Origin of the sequence: Myxococcus sp. CA040A (genome assembly GCF_013336725.1) — a bacterium.
Lineage (GTDB): Bacteria > Myxococcota > Myxococcia > Myxococcales > Myxococcaceae > Myxococcus > Myxococcus llanfairpwllgwyngyllgogerychwyrndrobwllllantysiliogogogochensis.
In genome coordinates this window covers 1744866-1764570 of sequence record NZ_JABUMR010000001.1, presented here as the reverse complement: position 1 = coordinate 1764570, position 19705 = coordinate 1744866, and the positions used below count along the sequence as shown (strand labels likewise).

General features: G+C 71.1%; 8 protein-coding genes. 5 read left to right on the top strand and 3 right to left on the bottom strand.

The genetic code is table 11. The annotated features are described in order from the left end of the window. Position 1: 1 nt before the first annotated feature. Positions 2 to 1333 (bottom strand): OprO/OprP family phosphate-selective porin, encoded by a 1332-nt coding sequence (locus tag HUA75_RS07040; RefSeq protein WP_174485873.1) that lies wholly within the window; start codon positions 1331 to 1333, stop codon positions 2 to 4. Between the two features lie 388 nt (positions 1334 to 1721). Between HUA75_RS07040 and HUA75_RS07035 the strand changes: the two genes are divergently transcribed. Beyond that, positions 1722 to 4313 carry a LamG domain-containing protein gene (locus tag HUA75_RS07035; protein ID WP_174485872.1) on the top strand — a complete coding sequence of 864 codons (2592 nt, stop codon included), beginning with the start codon at positions 1722 to 1724 and terminating at the stop codon, positions 4311 to 4313. Between the two features lie 6 nt (positions 4314 to 4319). On the opposite strand, the gene HUA75_RS07030 is transcribed toward HUA75_RS07035, so the two are convergent. After that, positions 4320 to 6017, bottom strand: a complete 1698-nt coding sequence (locus HUA75_RS07030; RefSeq protein WP_371746066.1) for an aminotransferase class V-fold PLP-dependent enzyme — start codon at positions 6015 to 6017, stop codon at positions 4320 to 4322. Between the two features lie 208 nt (positions 6018 to 6225). Between HUA75_RS07030 and HUA75_RS07025 the strand changes: the two genes are divergently transcribed. The 3 genes from HUA75_RS07025 to HUA75_RS07015 are packed head-to-tail and all read left to right on the top strand — an operon-like array spanning position 6226 to position 15336. After that, positions 6226 to 9639 (top strand): AAA family ATPase, encoded by a 3414-nt coding sequence (locus HUA75_RS07025; protein WP_174485870.1) that lies wholly within the window; start codon positions 6226 to 6228, stop codon positions 9637 to 9639. 2 nt (positions 9640 to 9641) lie between these two features. Then, positions 9642 to 13031, top strand: a complete 3390-nt coding sequence (locus tag HUA75_RS07020) for an AAA family ATPase (RefSeq protein ID WP_174485869.1) — start codon at positions 9642 to 9644, stop codon at positions 13029 to 13031. A 1-nt stretch (position 13032) separates the two neighbouring features. Then, the gene (locus tag HUA75_RS07015; protein WP_174485868.1) at positions 13033 to 15336 is read left to right on the top strand and encodes an AAA family ATPase; all 2304 of its coding nucleotides are present in this window, start codon (positions 13033 to 13035) and stop codon (positions 15334 to 15336) included. A 1-nt stretch (position 15337) separates the two neighbouring features. Here the strand turns inward: HUA75_RS07015 and HUA75_RS07010 are convergent, their stop codons facing one another. Next, the gene (locus HUA75_RS07010) at positions 15338 to 16288 is read right to left on the bottom strand and encodes a D-2-hydroxyacid dehydrogenase family protein (RefSeq protein WP_174485867.1); all 951 of its coding nucleotides are present in this window, start codon (positions 16286 to 16288) and stop codon (positions 15338 to 15340) included. A gap of 405 nt (positions 16289 to 16693) precedes the next feature. Here HUA75_RS07010 and HUA75_RS47690 point away from each other — a divergent pair, with 405 nt between their 5' ends. After that, positions 16694 to 19699, top strand: a complete 3006-nt coding sequence (locus HUA75_RS47690) for a tetratricopeptide repeat protein (RefSeq protein WP_174485866.1) — start codon at positions 16694 to 16696, stop codon at positions 19697 to 19699. Positions 19700 to 19705 lie beyond the last annotated feature (6 nt).

Sequence of the window (19705 nt, the reverse complement as noted above, 5' to 3'; positions counted from 1 at the left end):
TTCACCAGCTCACCTGGAAGCGGGACATGACGACGTCTTCGGGGATGCGGTCGCCGTCCACGGCGCCCCCTTCGAAGCTCGTGTGGTCATACGAGGTGGCCACGCGGACGTTGCCGCTGAGGTACCAGTTGGCGACGGCGCCCCACCCTCGCGCCTTGCGCGCCGAACGTGTGGGGTCCGCGTAGATGGGGAAGGCGTCGGGGTCCACGTCGAGCGCCGCGTAGCGCGCGCCCAGCTCCACCGCGCCCCAGCCGCCGGCCTCCGCGCCCACCGGGTCCGTGGGCTTGACGCCGTCGTAGGCCGCCTTGCCGCCGAAGACGACGTACGACGCGCTGGCCTGCCACGACTCGAAGCGCAGGCGCGCGTGCTGCTGTCCCAGGTTGACCTCCTGCGTGGACGACACGTATTCGGCCAGCGCGCCCACGGGCCCCACGTAGAGGTAGCCCTGGGGCGACAGCCGCAGGTGCTCGCCATGGGCAATCACCGTCTCGCCCGCACCCGTGCCCGTCCGGAAGATGAAGAACGTCTGCTGCCCCATGGTGCGCAGGGGCGCCTCGCCCGTGGTGGAGGCGGAGCCGAACTGGAGGCCGCGCGACGCGGCGATGCCCAGCCCCAGGCCGGAGAGTTGCTTGAGCTTCGTGGCCCGGAACGGATGCGCGAACAGGCGCGCCGCCAGGTCGAAGCTGTCGTCCAGGTTGGTGTCCGCGCTGGCGCCGTCCGCCGTGCCGTTGAAGGCCCCCACCGCGTAGTTCAGCGTGCCGTCATACAAGTCACCGTGCACCATCACCCCCACGTCCCGGTTGGGCACCAGGTCCGTGGGCAGCGCGCGCTCGACGAAGAGGGTGTTGATGCCGGACTGGTTGCGCTCCAGTCCCACCGGGGGGCGGAATTTGCCCACCCGCACGCGCACCTCCTTGCGAGGTCGGTACTCCAGATAGGCATCCCAGAGTGGCGGCGCGTTGGCCGCGAAGTCCGTCAGCAGCCGGAAGTCGAACAGGTTGAAGAGCGTCCCCTCCAGCAACGGTCGCGCGCGACGGATGAGCAACGTGGTGGAACCCGGCCGGTCCGCCTTGCTCTCGAAGAAGCGGCCATCGAGCTGGATGTAGCCGCGCAGCTTCAACATGACCGCCTTGTCGGGGGACGAGACGGAGATGCCCTCGGACGTCGCCTTGACGGCGACTCCACCGGGCGTCGGTGACGGCGTTGCGGGGGGCGGCGACGGCGCGGCGGGAGGTGCTTCCGGCACAGGTGTCTGTGCCGCCGCCAGCGGGGTGAGCAGCCACGTCAACGCACCAGCGAGGAAGGAGAACCGATGAGGTGTGGGACCTGCCATGCGGGACCTCGAAAGCGAGAGGAGCGCGATGGACGGTGGACTCCGGAGCCAGAAAGCCGAAAGCCCACCTCCTCGCGGATGGTGGGCTCTTCGAACCAGCTCAACCCAGGCTTTTCAGGCCACGGGTCGACAGGCGCCCACCGCTGGTGCGTGACAGCAGCAACAAGCGTGGGTCGTCAGGCGGGTCATGAAGTGCCACCACGATGCCCGGCACCTCCGGGCTTGTCAACGCGCCCCCCTCATGACGAACCCACCGACTCCTTCCCTTTCCAGCGTCGTGAGCGACGTCCTCCGTCCACGGAAACGCCACGCACCCGGCCTACCTGGCGCAATGAGTATCTCAGCCCGCAATTCAAGCATAATCTGAACTCCAAGTCTGGAGGCATTCATGCGCACTCGTCGCTGTCCGCTGTGGGTTCCACGACTCGCGTCACTGCTCGCGGTGCTGATGGCCGCTCCAGGAGCCCTTGCCGCGGAGCGCCCCTCCCTGGTGAACACACGCATCGGGACGCCGTTCGGAGCGAACGGACATTCATCCACCATCGACGGGCGAGTCTTCGTGGGCAACATCCGCGAGGACCACGCGACGACGACGACGACGTGGCTGGCGCGAGTGTTCCGGCCTGAAGCGGTGACGTATGACGCCCAGGGCAAGCCGGGCTTCTCCACGGCCTTCTCTCCAGGGCTCAGCACGCAGGTGAGGAACGGAGAGAACGCGCTGGCGTTCTGCTTCACCAACCCCGCCCAGCCCTATGTCCTGTCGGGAGGACTGGCGGTGTACCAGCCGTTCCTGTTCGACTCGCAGATGTTCAACGGGCCCAACCGCTTCCGTCGCCGTCCGGTGGACCTCCGGGTGTCCCAGCCCTTCACGCCGCAGGCGGACATCTCCTCCTTCACCACCGGCAACCTGGACTATCTGACCACCGTCACCGGCGCGAGCATCCGCGGCATCGAACCGACGATGACCTCCGACGGACGCCTGCTCATCTATCAGGGCGGTCCCGCCAACGACGGTGGCATCGACCACCTGATGTATGCGTACAACCCCACGCCCTGCGCGGCCACGGGCTGGAGCAATCCGCGCCCGCTGTCGATGATGTACAGCGACCCCACCTCGGGCGTGAAGCGCTACCCGCTGGCATGGCAGAAGCTGAAGGCCTCCACCGGGGAACTCTTTGGTGAGACGACCTCTGGCCCGCTCATCCGGGCCGCCTACGCCTGGGTGGACCACGAGGGGCGCAACGTCACGTACACGGGCGTCGTCTACACGGATGGCGCGCGCCGCGAAGCCGTGAGCCTCATTGGCGCGGACACGGGCTGGACGGCGTACCACATCGACGGTGCCATCAACACGGACCGCAGTGACATCGCGCACCTCTTCTATTCCGGGCCCATGTGGAACCTGGAGCAGGAGCGCGCGCCAGAACAGAACTTCCCACCGGGCTCCAGCAACGAGAGCCACTACCTGCCCGTCACCAAGACCCACGACGTGCTCGCCCTCTTCGGCAGCAACACGGCGGACTACAACGAGGTGGACATCGGTGAGCTGGTGGACCCCTTCCACGTGCTCTACCTGCCCATGAACGAGCTGGTGACGCGCGCGGGCGCGTATGACCTGACGCGCACGCCGGACCTGTCCGGGCGCTTCTTCACGGGCACTCTCGTGGGCACGGCGTCCATCTCCGCCGGCAACGCGGTGACACAGCCGACGTCCGGCTCCCTGTGGGAACCGCACGGCAAGGGCAAGGCGCTGGTCGTCCCGGGTGGCGGAGCGCTTGCGATGAACCTGACGGACGCGACGTCCACCGTGCCCGGCGTGGGCGGCTTCGTGCGGGGCTTCACCGTGCAGCTCGCCGTGCGCCCGGACGCGAACATCCACCAGGGCTGCACCACGGGGAACCCCTACCGCTACCTCTTCCAGAAGGGCGGCGCACTGGACCTCATCTACGAGTCCGACAACACGGTGCAGATGTCCTTCGTCATCAACGGCGCGCGCGTGCGCCTGGGCCGCAGCCCCGCGCTGCCCGTGGGCGCGTGGACCCACCTGGCCTACACCTGGGACGGCGTCACCGGCGCTTTTGGCGAGTACCTCAATGGCGTGCCCACGGGGCGCGCACTGCCCGTGGCCACGGGGACGTTCCGCCTGGGCACCGGCGCGCTGTCCATCGGCGCGGGCAACACGCTGGACACACAGACCTGTCCCGCCAATGGCGAGGGCTCGTTCCGGGGCGCCATCGATGAGGTGCGCTTCTTCACCCATGCGCGCTCGGCCCGCTCCATCTGCATGACGTCATATGGCGCGAACTGCCGCGACGAGGCCATCCAGGAGACTCCCACGGCGGGACAGTTCGGCATGAGCCAGCAGCAGCCGGCCTGCAACAGCTACGCGGCCCTGGGCACGCTGGCCTGTGCCTCGTCCATGCATCGGGTCTGCGCTCAGCGCGGCGCCCATGACGCCCTGGCCACCAGCACCAACGTCCTCGAGACGATTCAGCAGCTCATCGGAAACCGTCCGCCCATCTCGCTGCTGGGCGCGCTGGCGGGAGCCACGACGACGGACGTGACGGTGGCGTGCGCGCCCATCCAGCACGAGAGCCTGGGCGTCACCTTCGAGGAGCTGGCGCGCAAGCACGCAGGCTGCGTGGACGAGCGCGTCGCGCAGAGCTTCGACTGCTCGGCCGCCGTGCACCGCTGGTGCAACAGCCTGGGATGGAGCACGGGTCAGATTTTCGAGATGACCTCGCGCCCGTGGGTCGGCTGCTTCAACGCCGGGCTCATCCAGGACGTCGCGAAGGACCAGCTCGGGCCCGCCTCCAACGCGGGCAGCTTCAGCTCCACCGACTCCAAGTTGGAGGTCAGCAGGTGGTGCCAGACGAAGGGCTATGGCGCGGGCGTGGTGCAGGAGCTGGGCGCGGGCCTCTACGCCAATGTGCACTGCTTCCAGCCCGCCGTGACGGTGCCCTGGAAGCTCAATCCCTGAGGTGACTCAAGGGGCCCCCTGGAGTCGGAAGGGGGCCTCCGAGGTCGTGCCGGCGCGCTCGCGCTTGAGCATCTCCAGCACCTCACCGGGCAGCGGGAACCAGCGCAGGCGCTCCGCGTCGGGCGCGAGCGAAGCATCCGCCTGTGTCCGGCTCCCGAAGTCCTGGAGCGCCTGCTCGACGATGGCCTGGGCCCGCGCGACGTAGTCCCCCAGCTCCGCCTCCGGCACGGTTGGCCCGGGGGGCGGGAAGACGCACCGGCCGCTCGCATAGGAGACGTCACCCAGTCGCCCCAGCCGCCGCTGGTGCGCGCGGTGGCGCCACTGTCCGGTGGAAGGCTCGAGCGCGTAGTGCGGCAGGAGCTTCCAGCCCTCTTGGGCGATGAAGTCCACGGCGTCCAGCAGGAAGCCGAACGTCGTCTCGGAGAGGAAGTAGTTGAAGCCCAGCCGCACCCAGCCAGGCTTCACGCCGTCGGTGCCTTGCAGGATGACGTCCTGGAAGCGGTGGCTGGTGACGGGGTCGATGGCCAGCAGCCGGTGACCGTAGGGCCCCGCGCAGGAGCAACCGCCCCGCGCCTGGATGCCGAACAAGTCATTGAGCAGGGCCACCACGAAGTTGTGGTGCAGGTAGGCGTCCCCGTGTCGAACCAGGAAGCTCACGATGGGCAGCCGCCGGAGCGCCGGGTTGCCGAGGATGCGCAGGGCGGGATTCGCCCCCCAGCGCGCGAGGGCCCGCCGGACGAAGTCCTGTTCGAGCGCGTCGATGGTCTCCACGCCCACCTCCTCCCGGAGCTGGAACACCAGCCCCGCGCGAATGGAGTCGACGATGGCGGGAGTGCCCCCTTCCTCGCGGTGCACGAGGTCTCGCTGATAGACGTGCTCGCTGCCGCTCACGTACGAAACAGTGCCGCCCCCGGGCACGGTGGGGATGCGATTGCTGAGCAGTTGGCGCTTCACGACCAGCACTCCCGTCGTCCCCGGCCCACCGATGAACTTGTGCGGCGACAGGAACGCGGCGTCCTTCCGCACGCGCGGGCCGGCGGTGCCATCGCCCCGCCCGTTCATCTCGACGCGGACATAGGGCCCCGCTGCGGCGAAGTCCCAGAAGCACAGCGCTCCGTGACGGCGCAGGAGCGCGCCGATTCCCTCCTGGTCGCTGAGGATGCCGGTGACGTTGCTCGCCGCGGAGAAGCTGCCGATGCGCAGCGGCCGGTCGTGGTGGCGCGCCAGCTCGCGCTCCAGGTGAGCCAGGTCGATGCGCCCGTCGGCGTCTTCGTCGATGGTGACGACCTCCGCGATGGACTCGCGCCACGGCAGGTCGTTGCTGTGGTGCTCGTAGGGGCCCACGAAGACGACGGGGCGCTCCGCGCGGGGAATGCGCGAGCCCAAATCGAAGCGCGCATCCAGGTCCGCGGGGAGGCGCAGGTTGAGGATGTCGATGAGCTTGCAGATGGCGGCCGTCGCGCCGGAGCCGCAGAAGAGGACGATGTCGTCGGGCCCTCCTCCCACGGCGCGGTGGATGAGGTCGCGCGCGTCCTCGCGATAGCGCGTCGTCTGAGCGCCCGTCCCCGACGTCTCCGAATGCGTGTTGGCGTAGAGCGGGAGGACGTGCTCCCGGATGAAGTCCTCGATGAAGGCGAGCGAGCGCCCGGACGCGGCATGGTCCGCATACGTGAGCCGGCGGGGACCGTAGGGTCCATCGAGCACCCGGTCTTCACCGACAACGGCGCTTCGAATGGACTCGACCAACAGAGGACACGCGTCTTCCATCACTCGCACCTCTCGATGACGACAGACTCCCGCCGAACCTCACGGCCTGTCCAGCACGCGGAGGCCATCATGCGCGACCGGCCGCGTCAGTCCCCCAGAGGTCACATCGTCCCTGCGCCGCCCCATGTTAGCCTGAGCACACTCCATGAACTTTCGCTTCCAATGCTGGGTGCAGCGTCACGCCAGCGGTCGAGTGACGCTCACCCCCCTGTCCCTGCCTCATCTCGCGGTGCACGCGGACACCGTGGAGAAGGCCACCGAGGAGCTGGCGCTCGCGCTGGATGACCAGCTCACCCGCATCCATCCGCGTCGCGTGCCGGAGTTCATCGCCGCGACCGGGGGCACGCTGCACACGCTGGAGCTGGACGCGATTCCTGTCTGGGGAAACGAGGAGAACACCCTCGCGCCCCTCACCTTCGCCGCCGCTGTCGCGCCCACGCATCAATCCTATCTCGGGCTGCACGCGCCGCGGCTGGAGACGCACCTGTGGTTCCAGGGCAAGAAGGTGCCCGAGGATGCCGCCGAGCGATTGCGTGAACAGTTGGAAGGACTCCCCGACGCGCGACTCCTGGCCCTGCGCGCGGATGGTGGAGAGGCCCTGCTGGACGTAGAGGTGGAGGCCACGCCGACGCGCCTGTCGGCCCTCACGCCTCGTCAGCTCCACCTGGATATCCGCCCGCCGCCCCGGCCACCGGACGCGGAGCCCGAGGAGCCCCGGGAGTCGGGCCTGTCGGTGAGCATCGATGGGGACGACGAGGACGCGCTCGACGAGGACACGTGGGAACCCCGCAAGCGCTCCCGTCGTCGGGAGCCGGGGGCGAAGCCAGAGAAGCCACCGCCCACGCCCACGCTGGACCGCATCGCGGTGCCCTGGCATCGGCTGGCGACGGAGGGGCAGCTCGACCCCGCCTATGAGCAGGACGCCCTGGTGACGCTGCTGCGAGCCCGGCTGGCGGCGAAGGACGCGGAGGCCGTGGTGCTGGTGGGCCCCTCGGGCGTGGGCAAGTCCGCGGTCCTCCATGCGGTCGCCGAGGCGCTCCAGTCCTCCACCGCCACTCCCGCCGAGAAGGCCCGGCCCTTCTTCTTCGTCGACGGCAGTCGCCTCATCGCGGGCGAGGGCATGTGGGGTGACTGGCAGCAGCAGGTGCTCAAGTCCTTCCGCGAGGCGAACGATTCCCGCGCCATCCTCTCGCTGGGACACGCCATCGACCTGCTCGACGCGGGCAAGAGCGCGCACAGCGACCAGAACGTGGCCCAGCTCCTGTTGCCGCTGCTCGTCACCCGCGAGGTATCCGTGGTGGCCGAGGCCACCCCCGAGGCCTGGGCCCAGGTGGAGCGGCGCAACGCCAGCTTCGCCCGCCTCTTCTCCGTCGTCCGGGTGGAGGAGCCGACACCGGAGGCACTCGCCAACATCCTGGCGCGCGTGGCCCAGGACACTCCGAGCGCCACGCCCCTGGAGGTGCTGCCCGAGGCGCTGGAGGAGAGTCGCTTCCTGTGTCGGCGCTTCCTGCCGTATGGCGCGCAGGTGGGCAACGCGGTGGCCTTCCTCCGCCGGTTGATCGCCACGTGCGCCCACGCGGCCCAGCCTCGGGTCATCCGGCTGGACGCCGTGCGCCAGTTCGCCTCCGAGTCCGGCATCCCCGAGGCGCTCTTGCGCGACGACATGCCGCTGGAGCCCGCCCAGGTCCGCGAGTTCCTCACCACGCGAGTGTTGGGGCAGCAGGCGGCGGTGGAGCGCGTCTCCTCCGTGGTGTCCGTGCTCAAGGCGGGGCTCGCGGACACGCGCAGGCCCCTGGGCGTGCTGCTCTTCGTGGGCCCCACCGGCGTGGGCAAGACGGAGCTGTCCAAGGCCCTGGCGGAGCTGCTCTTCGGCTCGCGCGAGCGCATGGTGCGCCTGGACATGGGCGAGTACGCGGGGCCGGACGCGCTGCTGCGCCTGCTGGGCGACGGCGCGACGCCGGGCTACCTCTCCGCCGCCGTGCGCCGCCAGCCCTTCTGCGTGGTGCTGCTGGATGAAATCGAGAAGGCCCACCCCGCCGTCCACGACGCGCTCCTGGGCGTGCTGGGCGAGGGGCGCCTCACCGACGCGTCGGGCCGCTTCACCGACTTCCGCAACGCCGTCCTCGTGCTCACCAGCAACCTGGGCGCGGACACGTGGCGCGCGCGCGTGGGCTTCGACTCGCTGGGCGGCGCGCCCGACGTCGCCGCGCTGCGCACGCACTACCTGGCGGAGGTGCAGCGCTTCTTCCGCCCGGAGCTGTTCAACCGCCTGGACGACACCGTCGTCTTCTCGCCGCTCTCCGAGGAGCTGCTGCGCCGGCTGGTGGTGCGCGAGGTGGACGCCATCCGCCAGCGCTCCGGCCTGTCGCGCCATGACGCCAGCCTCGTCGTCTCCGAGTCGGCGCTGGACTGGTTGTCGGCGCGCGGCTTCGACCCGCGTTATGGCGCACGGCCCCTGAAGCGCGCGCTGGAGCGGGAGCTGGTGGTGCCGGTGGCGGCGTGGCTCGCGGCGCATCCGAAGACGGGGCCGGTGCGCCTGCACGCGGAGGCCGGCGGCGACGGGCTCACGCTGCGCGCGGAGGCCGTGGGTGGCGCGGCGGAGGGCGTGGGACGGCAGGCCATCGAGCAGGTGCTGGAGGACGCCGCCACGCTGCGCGCGGAGGTGCAGCGCTGGAGCCGCTCGCCGCCCATGCTCGCGCTGCGGCGGGAGCTGGCGGTCTTCGACAAGGTGTCCCGACAGGCCTCGTACTGGGAGGAGCGCGCGCTGGCGGAGGAGTCCGCGAGGAAGTCCGGAGACGCGCGCGAGTTGGACAAGGCCTTCCGCGAATGCTCGCAGCAGACGGAGGCCATCGAGGACCTGCTCTTCGAGGCGCACCTGTCGCGCGCGGTGGGGCAGGCGGAGTCGCTCGCGCGCGACGTCTCCACGCTGCGCTCGACGTTCCATCCCCTGCGGGAGCGGCTGTACGCCAGCCTCTACCAGTACTCGCGGGGCTCCACCCTGATACTGGTGCCCGGCCGTGGTGCATGGCCGCAGCTGTGCTTCCTGGCGAAGGCCTATGAGCGCTGGTGCAACCGCTACTCCCTGGGCTTCCAGCGCGCGCTGCTCTGGACGCCCAAGCCACCGGACGGGGAGAAGCCACCACGCCATCCGCCTCCGCCGGACTGGGGCTACCCCAAGGTGGATGAGCTGCTGGAGCTCAAGCCCACGCCCCTCGCGTACGCCCTGCAGATCTCCGGCGAGACGCGCCCGTTGCTGCTCTCCGCCGAGCACGGCGTACACCGCTTCGTGGAGGGCAGTCAGGCGTCGCTGGTGCGCGTGCTCTTCACCCCCCACCCTCGCAGCCGGGACGTGCTGCCGGACTGGTCGAAGCTCGAGACGCTGCTGCCGAAGACCGAGGCCCGGCGAATCCGGCCGGGCTCGACGGACACCTCGGGCGGCTCGGTGGAGGACATGCGCACCGGAACCCGCTTGCGCTACGGCGGCGGCGGCCTGGAGTTGGATGCCTTGTTGGAGCCCTGGATGAACTGGCGCGTGTTCGGCGAAGCAGAGGAGGACTGACCATGGAACTCAAGCTCCCCCTGGTCGTCGCGCCCCTGGGCGGCCGTCTCGTCGAGGCGTGGGTCCCCGCCTTCTGGCCCAGGATTCACCGCGTGGGCCCCAGCCTGTCGTCGCTGAAGGATGACCTGGCGCTCGCCGTCATGGAGCGCTTCGAGAAGGACCACCCCTCGCGGGTGGCCAGCTATCAGTTGCCACCCCACCTGTCGCTCAAGCACGTGAAGGTCGACACCGAGGCGAGAGATCGCGAGAAGGGCCTGCGCGTCGTGCTCAAGGGACGCATGGCCGTGCTGCTGGAGAAGTGGCCTCGCGATGACTTCTGGGTGGTGACACCCACGCGGCTCGCGGAGGCCCGCTTCGCGATTCCCAACGCGGAGTCCCTGCCCCTCGCGCTCGGACGCAGGCTGGGCGCGTGGTGTCTGGAGCATGGGCTGACGAATCTGGAGGGCTTCTGGGCGCAGGGCCGCGAGCGGCTGGAGTTGCTGGAGGTGGATGCCTATGCCCCCACCATCCTCCCCCGGACGCCGCCCAAGCCGCCCAAGCCGCCCCGGCGCCGCCGGACGACTGGAAAGGACTCGAAGGGGACGGCCACTCCGCCGGAGACGCCCGAGCAGCGCGAGGCGCGCCGCAACCGCCGCCGCCTCACGCTCACCGAGCTGCGGGAGGTGGCGCGAAACCTGAGCCACTCCGCGAGAGATGACGGGCTGGAGCACTGCTACGGCCGCGAGGCGCTGGTGCGCGAAGTGGTGGACGCGCTGGAGGGCCGGGAGGGCGCGGCCATCGTCCTGGTAGGACCGCCGGGCTCCGGCAAGACGGCGCTGGTGCACGAGGTGGTGCGCCGGCTCACCGCGCGCCAGGACGCCGCGGGACAGCGCCGCGACGTGTGGCGCGTGGATGGCAATCAGTTCATCGCGGGGATGATGTACGTGGGCCAGTGGGAGGCCCGCGCGCGCGGCGTGGTGAAGGAGCTGGTGGAGGTGGGTGACCTGCTCTACGTGGACGACCTGGCCTCGCTCGTCTACGCGGGGCGCACCTCCAGCGAGCGCACCAACGTCGCGCAGTTCCTGGAACCCCACATGGCGCGCGGCGAATTGACCGTGCTCGCGGAGTCCACGCCCGAGCGCTTCGAGCGGGTGCGCGAGGAGGCCCCCACGCTCGCCTCGCTGTTCCGCGTGGTGCACGTGCCCGCGTTGGAGCCCCGCACGACGTTGCCAGCCCTGCTGGGGACACTGCGGGAGTTGGAGGGCTCGGGCGAAGGCGGGCCCGCGGTGCGGCTGTCCCCACTCGCGCTGGAGACCCTGCTGGACCTCCAGCAGCGCTTCGTCGCGCACGAGGCCTTCCCGGGCAAGGCGGTGCGGCTCTTGCGTCGGGTGCTCGCGAGGCCCGGCACGGTGGACCAGAACGTGCGCCGCTTCACGGAGGAGGACGTCACCGCCGCGATGCGCGCGCAGACGGGCCTGCCGGACTTCGTGCTGGGGAGCGCGCCTCCGAAGTCCCGGGATGTGCTGGAGCGCGAGCTGGCCGCGCAGGTGGCCGGACAGCCGGAGGCCGTCGCCGCCGTGGTGGATGCCATCCTCACGCTCCAGCGCTCGCTGCAGCCGCCGGACAAGCCGCTGGCCACCTATCTTTTCGTGGGCCCCACCGGCGTGGGCAAGACGGAGACGGCCAAGGCGCTGGCGCGCACCCTCTTCGGCAGCGAGGAGCGGATGGTCCGCTTCGACATGTCGGAGTTCGTCTCCGCCTCCAGCATCACCCGGCTCCTGGGCCTGCCCGGCGCACCGGACGGCGAGCTGACGACGGCGCTGCGCACCCAGCCGTTCTGCGTGGTGCTGTTCGACGAGGTGGAGAAGGCGCACCCGCGCATCTTCGACGCGCTCCTCCAGTTCCTCGGGGAAGGCCGGCTGACGGACGGCGCGGGGCGCACCGTGGACGCGCGACAGGCGGTGGTGGTGCTCACGTCCAACCTGGGCGTGCGCGAGGCCGCCGCCCGCACGGGCTTCCACCGCGCTCCGGAAGGCGCGGAGGCGCACTACCTCTCCTCGGTGCGCGCCTTCTTCCGCCCGGAGTTCTTCAACCGCCTGGACCGCGTGGTGCCCTTCCGCTCCCTCACGCCCGCCGCGCTGCGCGTCGTCGTGGAGCACGCCCTGGAGTCGCTGCTGTCGCGGCGAGGCATCCGCCGGGGCAACGTGCTGGTGGAGGTGGAGTCCGCGCTGCTCGACCTGCTGGTGGAGCAGGCATATGACCCGCGCTACGGCGCGCGTCCCTTGAAGCGCGCGCTGGAGCGACGCCTCACCGTGCCCCTGGCCCACCACCTGGTGCGGCGCGGCGGCGAGGACCTGGCCCGCGTGGAGCTGTTCCGCCGGGGCGAGGACATGGGGCTGTCTGTGGAGCTGCTCATGAGGGAGCCCGCGTGGGCCCGTGAGCAGGACCCCACCACCTGGACACTCCCTGGCGTGTCGCGCGTCCTGGAGGAAGTGACGACGCGCCTGGAGTCACTCCAGGCGGCGGAGGCGAGGCGCTCGGACGGAGAGGCACCGCCCGGTGGTGTCGAGGCCGTGGAGCTGGGAGAGCGGCTGGAGCGCCTGTCGGCGGAGGCCCTGGACATCCGGGAGAATGAACTGGCGGACCGCGACTTCCTGGAGACAGAGGAGCGCGTGGGCAAGCTGGAGCGCGACGGGTACCAGGACAGCTGGAGGCACAACAAGGGACGGGGCGGGCTGCGGCCTCGGCCCTCCTACGTCCCGGAGCCGATGCCGGTGTCCCCCGAGGAGCGGCTGCGTCGCTGCCGCCCCAAGGTGGTGAACCTGCGCGATGAGGTGGAGTGGCTCGCGCATCAGCTGGCGACGCGAGCGCGCGGAATGGAGGTGCACGCATTGCTGGTGGAAGGGCTCGCGGACTCGCCGACCTCCGCGCTGGACGCCGTGGTGAAGGGGCTTCCCCAGGGCCTGGGACGCGTGGTGGTCCACGAGGAGCACGTGGAGCCGGACGGCACCATCAGCTGGGCGGCACCGGGCTCGGCGCGTCCCGCGGGGGTGCGTGTGCGGCGGCAGGTGGTGAGCATGGCGGCGTTCGGTCTGTCGGAGGTGCTCGCGACGCTGGAGGGCTATGCGCTGGTGCATCTGGGCGTGCGGCCCGCGCTGGTCCGCGTGGAGCTGCTGGCGGACGCGCCAGACTTGATGAAGAGCGTGTCCCGGGCGGTGGCGACTCGCGACGCGGTGAAGCTGGCGGAGCGGGAAGCCCGTCGCGCGGGCCTTGTGCCCGAGTCGCCGCAGGGCCGCGTCGTCATGGAGGGCGAGCCCGAGAACGTCGTTCATCTGGGGAGCGGGAGAACTCCCTCCGAGTCCGTGGGCTGGGCGGCGCGAGTGCTGCGCGACCCCTCGCGAGGAGGGCACTGACATGGACAAGAACTTCCATCTGTTCGTGCGGAACTACCCCGGCGTGGGGGTGGCCGCGCACGTGTTGACGCACCCGCATCTGGCCTCGTTCGCGCCGGACCTGGCGACCGCGCGACTGGATGTGGCCGAGGTGCTGGGCCGACTGCTCAAGCGGGGGGACTTGCGCGACGCGCAGACCCACTGGCCGGACCTGCGAACGAAGAAGATGAACCTCACCGTGCGCGCCGTGCAGCACGGGCGACTGCTGCCCGTGCCGCTCAAGCTCACGGTGGTGACGCGCGGTGGACGAGGGAAGGCGGAGCGCGGTGGCCGGAAGGGCGCGGCGAAGGGGGCCGTGCACGTCTGGGTTCCTCGCGTGGACGTGGAGGGCTCGCTGCAGGACCTCGGGGACCTGGAGGCCTATGTGGAGGAGCTGGTCCGCCACGAGCTCTACATGGCGCCGCTGGAGCGCCTGCACTCGCTGGCCTACCTGGGCGATGAGACCGTCGAAACCATCTCCGTGACGGTGAAGTCTCGTGAGGCGACCCGCGCGCGCATCATCGAGGAGCCCCGAGGGCCGGTGCGCCGCCCTCCCCCACCTCCTGGGCTCGCCGAGGCGAGTCGCTGCCTCAACGAGGAGGCCCGTGCGGGACTGCTGGAGCGCGCCTGGGAGCGCGACACGGAGGTCGGCCTGCTGGCCGAAGCCGTCACCTCGAGAGCGCGCGCCAGCGTGCTGCTCGTGGGGCCCCCCTCCGTGGGCAAGACGTCGCTGGTGCATGAGCTGGTGCACCGGGCGGAGTCCGCGTCGGCCGGGAATGCGCTCCAGGGACTGGAGGTCTTCAGTACCTCGGGCGGTCGCATCATGGCCGGCATGCGCTATCTGGGGCAGTGGCAGAAGCGCGTGCAGCTCATGGTCAACGAGCTGCGGGTGCGGCGCGCGGTGCTCCACCTGGACAGCCTCTCCGAGCTGCTCTCCCTGGGCGGCGGTGACACGGGCCTGGACGTCGCGCGGCACCTGCTGCCGGCGCTGGAAGGGGGCGAGGTGGCGCTGGTGCTGGAGGCCACGCCGGAGGACGTCGCGCGAGCGGAGCGCACCCATGGCGCCTTCCTCCAGGCGCTGCGACACGTCGTCGTGGAGCCGCTGGCTCCCGAGAAGGCTCGGGCCGCCGTGCAGCAGGCATCCCAGCGCGTCGCGAAGGCGCGCAAGGTGCGCTTCACGCCCGCGTCGTTGGAGCGCGCGGCGGAGCTGACGGAGCGCTTCGGAGAGGGACCGCCTCCGGGTGGCGCGGTGTCGCTGCTTCGCGCCGCGACGGCTCAGGCCGCCACGGGAACGGAAGTGGACGCGGGCGCGGTGACCTCCGCGTTCTGCACGCGTACGGGCTACCCGCGGGAGCTGGTGGACTCCTCGATTCGCCTGGACCCGGATGCGTTGCTGCGCCGGTTCCGCGAGCGCATCGTCGGCCAGGATGAGGCCACGCTGCTCTTGCGCAACCTCGTCGTCACGCTGAAGACGGGACTGGCGGACCCCTCGCGTCCCCTGGGGGCGTTCCTGCTCCTGGGTCCCACGGGCGTGGGCAAGACGGAGTCGGCGCTGGCGCTGGCGGAGTACCTCTTCGGTGACATCGCCCGGCTGGCCCGCTTCGACATGGCGGAGTACGCCGCGCCCGGCAGCGCGGGACGGCTGGTGGGTGAAGTGGGAGGCCAGCAGGGAGGCCTCGCGCGGCGCGTGCGCGAGCAGCCCTTCGGCGTGGTGCTGCTGGACGAGGTGGAGAAGGCGGACGCGGGTGTGCATGACCTGCTGCTCCAGGTCCTCGGCGAGGGACGGCTGACGGACGGCACGGGGCGCACCGTCAGCTTCCGGAACACGGTGGTGCTGCTCACCAGCAACCTGGGCGCGGAGTCGGCGGCGCGCTCACTGGGCTTTGGTGGTGACACGCCTCGGGACATGGAGGCGCACTACCTGGGCGCGGCCACGGCCTTCTTCCGTCCGGAGCTGCTCAACCGGTTGGACCAGGTGGTCCCCTACCGCGCCCTCGCGCCGGACGTCATCCGGACGCTCGCGCGGCGTACCCTGGAAGCGGCGCTGGGCCGCGAGGGACTCGCGCGGCGTGGGGTGAAGGTGAGCTTTGGCGAGGACGTGGTGGACTTCCTCGCGAAGGCCGGCTTCGACGCGCGCTACGGTGCGCGTCCGCTGAAGCGCGCGGTGGAGCAGCACGCCATCGTCCCGCTGGCGCAGTGGCTCGCGACGCATGCGGGCACTCCGCACCGACAGGTGACTCTGCGCGTGGGCGCCCAGGGCCAGTTGGAGCTGGCGGCTCGGGCATGACTCACGCGCCGAGCAGCCTCATGGGACTGCCCTGGCTCCAGGCCAGGATGTCCTCCACGGCGTCGCGGTAATAGACAGCGTAATTCTCCCGCGTGACGTAGCCGAGATGCGGCGTGAGCACCGTGTTGGGAAGGGACCTCAACGGGTGCTCGCGCGGCAGCGGCTCGACGGAGAAGACATCCAGCCCCGCACCGGCGATGCGCCCTTCGCGCAGGGCCGACACCAGGGACTGCTCGTCCACGAGCCCCGCGCGAGAGGTGTTGACGAGGTAGGCCGAGCGCTTCATCGCCCCCAGTTCCGTCGGGCCCACCACGCCCTGCGTCCGCTCGCCCAGCACCAGGTGCAGCGTGACGACATCCGACGAGGCGAAGAGCGTGGCCTTGTCGACGAGGCGCGCTCCAGCCGCCTCCGCGCGCTCGGCCGTCAGGCCGGGACTCCACGCCACGACCTCCATCCCGAAGGCGAGCCCCACGCGCGCCACCTGTGTCCCCAACTTGCCGAGCCCCACGACGCCCAGGCGCTTGCCGGACACCGTCTCCGTCAGCCCCGTCTGCCATCCCCCCGCACGCAGCGATGAGGCTTCGTCCGGGATACGCTTGAGCAGCGCGAGAATCAGCGCCCACGTCAGCTCGGCGGCGGGTGCGCCCACCGCGCCCGTGCCACACACGGTGATGCCCTGACGTCGGCAGGCCTCGACGTCGATGGCCGCGTTGCGCATTCCCGTCGTCACCAGCAGGCGAAGCCGGGGGAGCCGTGTGATGAGCGACGAGGGGAACGTCGTGCGCTCGCGCATCGCGACGATGACGTCGAACTCCTGGAGCGCCTCCGCCACGGCGTCCTCTCCCGCGAGGGGCTCGCGGAAGAAGCGCGGCTCGGCCCCAGCGGGAAGTCGGGACCAGTCCGTCGAAGAGCGTGCGACCTCCAGATAGTCATCGAGGACCGCGACTTTCACGTGCATCCCTCCTCGCCATCACACTGCCATGACACGACGGAGGACTCACGCGAGACCTCCCCCCATTGTCGGAGCGGAGACCGTGGCATACCGCGCAACCACGGCTTCCAGACGGGGCCGCACGCGCATGCGACGCCTCCCTCCGTCGGCATGAAGACCGAGGCCTCGAACGTGGCTCGTCCCCTGCGGCGCTCAGGCTCCGCCCAGCGCCCGCGCCTTGCGGCCCGCGCCCGCCTGCCCCCCTCGACGCCGCACCGCACGAGTCCCGCGCGAAGCCTCGCGCCACCGTGACGAAGCCGCCACGTGGCACCCTCGCCCCTGTCGCGCGGGGACTCTCTGCTATCGTCGCTCGCGCCCACTTCCCACCCCGGTACAGGAACCCTCCCGTGGGAGGGGACACCCTTCATGCGCTGCGTCGATGAGACCGTCTTCATGAAGTTGCTCCTGGGTGAGCTGTCGCCCACGGAGAGCGCCGAGGTGGATGCCCACCTCGACACGTGCGCCTCGTGTCGGACGCTCGTGGCCGAGGGACTGCGCGCGCAGTCTCCGGACCTCATCACCAGCGCGACGCCCACCGAGCCCATGCCCCTGTCTCCCCGCCGCGAGGACTCGCCGCTGGAGAAAGGCACGGCGGTGGGCCGCTACCTCGTCCTGGAGCTGCTGGGCGCGGGAGCCATGGGCGTCGTGTACGGCGCCTATGACCCGGAGCTGGACCGCCGCGTCGCCCTCAAGCTGCTGCGCACCGGCGCCCTGGGGCTCGACATGGAGAAGGAGCGCGCCCACCTGCTGCGCGAGGCGCAGGCCATGGCCCGCGTCTCCCACCCGAACGTGGTGGCCGTCTATGACGTGGGCACCTTCGGCCAGCACGTGTTCCTGGCCATGGAGCGGGTGGAGGCCCAGACGCTGGGCGAGTGGCTGAAGGCCGCGCCCCGCCCCTGGCGAGAGGTGCTGGACCTCTTCCTCGACGCGGGCCGGGGACTCGCGGCGGCGCATGCCGCGGGCGTGGTGCACGGCGACTTCAAGCCCGCCAACCTCCTCGTCGGCGGCGACGACAATGTCCACGTCACCGACTTCGGCCTCGCGCGCCTGGGCGCTCCCACCACACGCGAGAGCGCGCTGCCCGCGCGCGCGGACCCTCTGCGTGACAAGACCGTGGAGCGCTCGCTGACGGGCGGCACGCCGGCCTACATGGCCCCGGAGCAACTGCTGGGCGAGACGCGCGCGGGCGCGGCCGGAGACCAGTTCTCCTTCTGCGTGGCGCTCCACGAAGCCCTGTACGGCGCACGCCCCTTCGAAGGCGCCACCCTGGCCGAGCTGGCCTCCCAGGTGTCCTCGGGACAGGTGCGGCCTCCGCCCCACGGCACGCGCGTTCCTCCGTGGCTGCGTCGCGTGTTGCTGCGGGGGCTCGCCCGTCGCGCGGAGGACCGCTTCCCGAACCTGGAGGCCCTGCTCGACGCACTCCAGAACGACCCGGCCACGAGGTGGAAGCGAGGCCTCCAGTTCGCCAGCGCGGTGGCAATCCTCGCCACCGCGGTGGGCCTCACACACGCGGTGCACACCCGTGGAGCGCGGGCCTGCGCGAGCGCCCCGCAGGAGATGACCACCATCTGGGGCCCGGAGCAGGCCGCCGCCATCCAGGCCGCGTTCACCGCCACCGGCCGGCCCTATGCCTCCGCCGCCTGGGAGCGCGTGCGCCGGGAGCTGGACGCGTACACCGCCGCCTGGACGACGACGCGCACCACCGCGTGCGAGGCCACACGCGTCCGGGGCGAGCAGCCCGAAGAGGTGATGGCGTGGCGCATGCGCTGCCTCGACAATCGGCTGGCGGATGTCTCCGCGCTCACGCGACTGTTGTCCCAGGCGGACGCCAGGACGGTGGACGAATCGCACCGCGCGGTGAAGGGCCTGCCCCCCCTGTCGGGATGCTCGGAGGCGCTGGCACCCGGCGGGGCCACCCTGCCCGAGGGACCTGAAGCACGCGAGCGCCACGAGGCGCTGCGCGCGACGCTCGCACGAGGCCGAGCGCTCCTGGCCACCGGTCGCTACGCGGAAGGCGTCACGCTGGTGGAGCCGACGGCCGTGGCGGCGAAGCGGGCGGCGAACCGTCACGACGGCGCCGAAATCTCCCTGCTGCTCGGCGAGCTGCGCGAGGGCGCCGGAGACTGGCGTGGCGCGGAGGCCGCGCTCTTCGAGGCACTGAACGCGGCGGAGGCCACGCGTCAGGACGCCGTGGCCGCGCGCGCGTGGACGCTGCTGGTGCGCGTGTCCTGCATCGGCCTGGACGAGTACGAGCTGGCCTCGCGCTGGAAGGACCGCGCCGCGGCCGCCATCGAACGGCTGGGCGGTGGAAACGAGCTGACCCGCGTCCACCTCCTCACCTACTCCGGCACCGTCCTGCGCAAGCAGCGGCGCTTCGAGGAGGCCGTGGCGTTGCAGGAGCAGGCCCTGCTGTTCGCGGAGAGCACCTTCGGGCCGGACAGCCTGGAAGTGGCGGACGTGCTCCTGGAGCTGGGCTCCACGCAGTGGGTCCACCCCCGCCTCGCCGAGGCCCGGGCCCACCTGGAGCGCGCCGCCACCATCACCCGGCAGGCCCTGGGCCCCGAGCACCCGGAGGTCGCCCGGGTGCGACTGGCCGTGGTCCCCGTGCTCAGGGACCAGGAGGAGCTGAAGCTGGCGGAGGTGGTCGCCCGCGAGGCGCTCGGCGTCTTCGAGCGGACGCTCGGCCCGGACCACCCTCGCGTCTACGACGCGCTCAACGACCTGGCCTCGACGCTCGTCGTCCAATCGCGCATGGACGAGGCCCTCCCTTTCTACGAGCGCGCCCTCACCATCGTCGCGAAGACGGACGGGCCGGAGAGCTACGGCGCCTCCGTCATCCACGCCAATCTGGGCGTCCTCTTCTTCCAGAAGGGCCACTTCGACCTCTCCCTGGAGCACTTCCTGCGGACCATCGCCCTGCGCGACAAGTCGCGCGGACTGATGGACCCGTCGCTGGTGAGCCCGCTGCGCCTGGTCGGGAAGATCATGTCCCTCAAGGAGCGCTACGCGGACATGGCGCACTACTGCCAGCGGGCCGCGGACATCATGCTCCTGCAACCGGATGACAGCTCCGGACAGTGGACCCTCAGCCTGAGAGATTTGGGCACCGCCTTCCTCAAGCTGAAACGGCCCACGGAGGCGCTCGTGCCCCTGGAGCGGGCCGTCGCCGGCTGGGACAAGGCGCGGCCGGAGGTCGGCCAGCGCACCGAGGTGAAGTTCCTGCTCGCCCAGGCCCTGTGGGAGTCCGGCAAGGACCGCCCACGGGCCCTGCGCCTCGTTGCCGAGGCGCGAATCATGGCCATGACGGACGACCCCTCGGAGAAGACGCTCCCTCTCATCGACGCGTGGCTCGCGGCGCACAAGGTCCGCTGAAGCCTG

Bases quoted from the DNA above. Each gene is read 5' to 3' on its own strand.
- HUA75_RS07040 (WP_174485873.1), bottom strand. From the start codon at position 1,333: ATGGCAGGTCCCACACCTCATCGGTTCTCCTTCCTCGCTGGTGCGTTG.
- HUA75_RS07035 (WP_174485872.1), top strand. From the start codon at position 1,722: ATGCGCACTCGTCGCTGTCCGCTGTGGGTTCCACGACTCGCGTCACTG.
- HUA75_RS07025 (WP_174485870.1), top strand. From the start codon at position 6,226: ATGAACTTTCGCTTCCAATGCTGGGTGCAGCGTCACGCCAGCGGTCGA.
- HUA75_RS07020 (WP_174485869.1), top strand. From the start codon at position 9,642: ATGGAACTCAAGCTCCCCCTGGTCGTCGCGCCCCTGGGCGGCCGTCTC.
- HUA75_RS07015 (WP_174485868.1), top strand. From the start codon at position 13,033: ATGGACAAGAACTTCCATCTGTTCGTGCGGAACTACCCCGGCGTGGGG.
- HUA75_RS47690 (WP_174485866.1), top strand. From the start codon at position 16,694: ATGCGCTGCGTCGATGAGACCGTCTTCATGAAGTTGCTCCTGGGTGAG.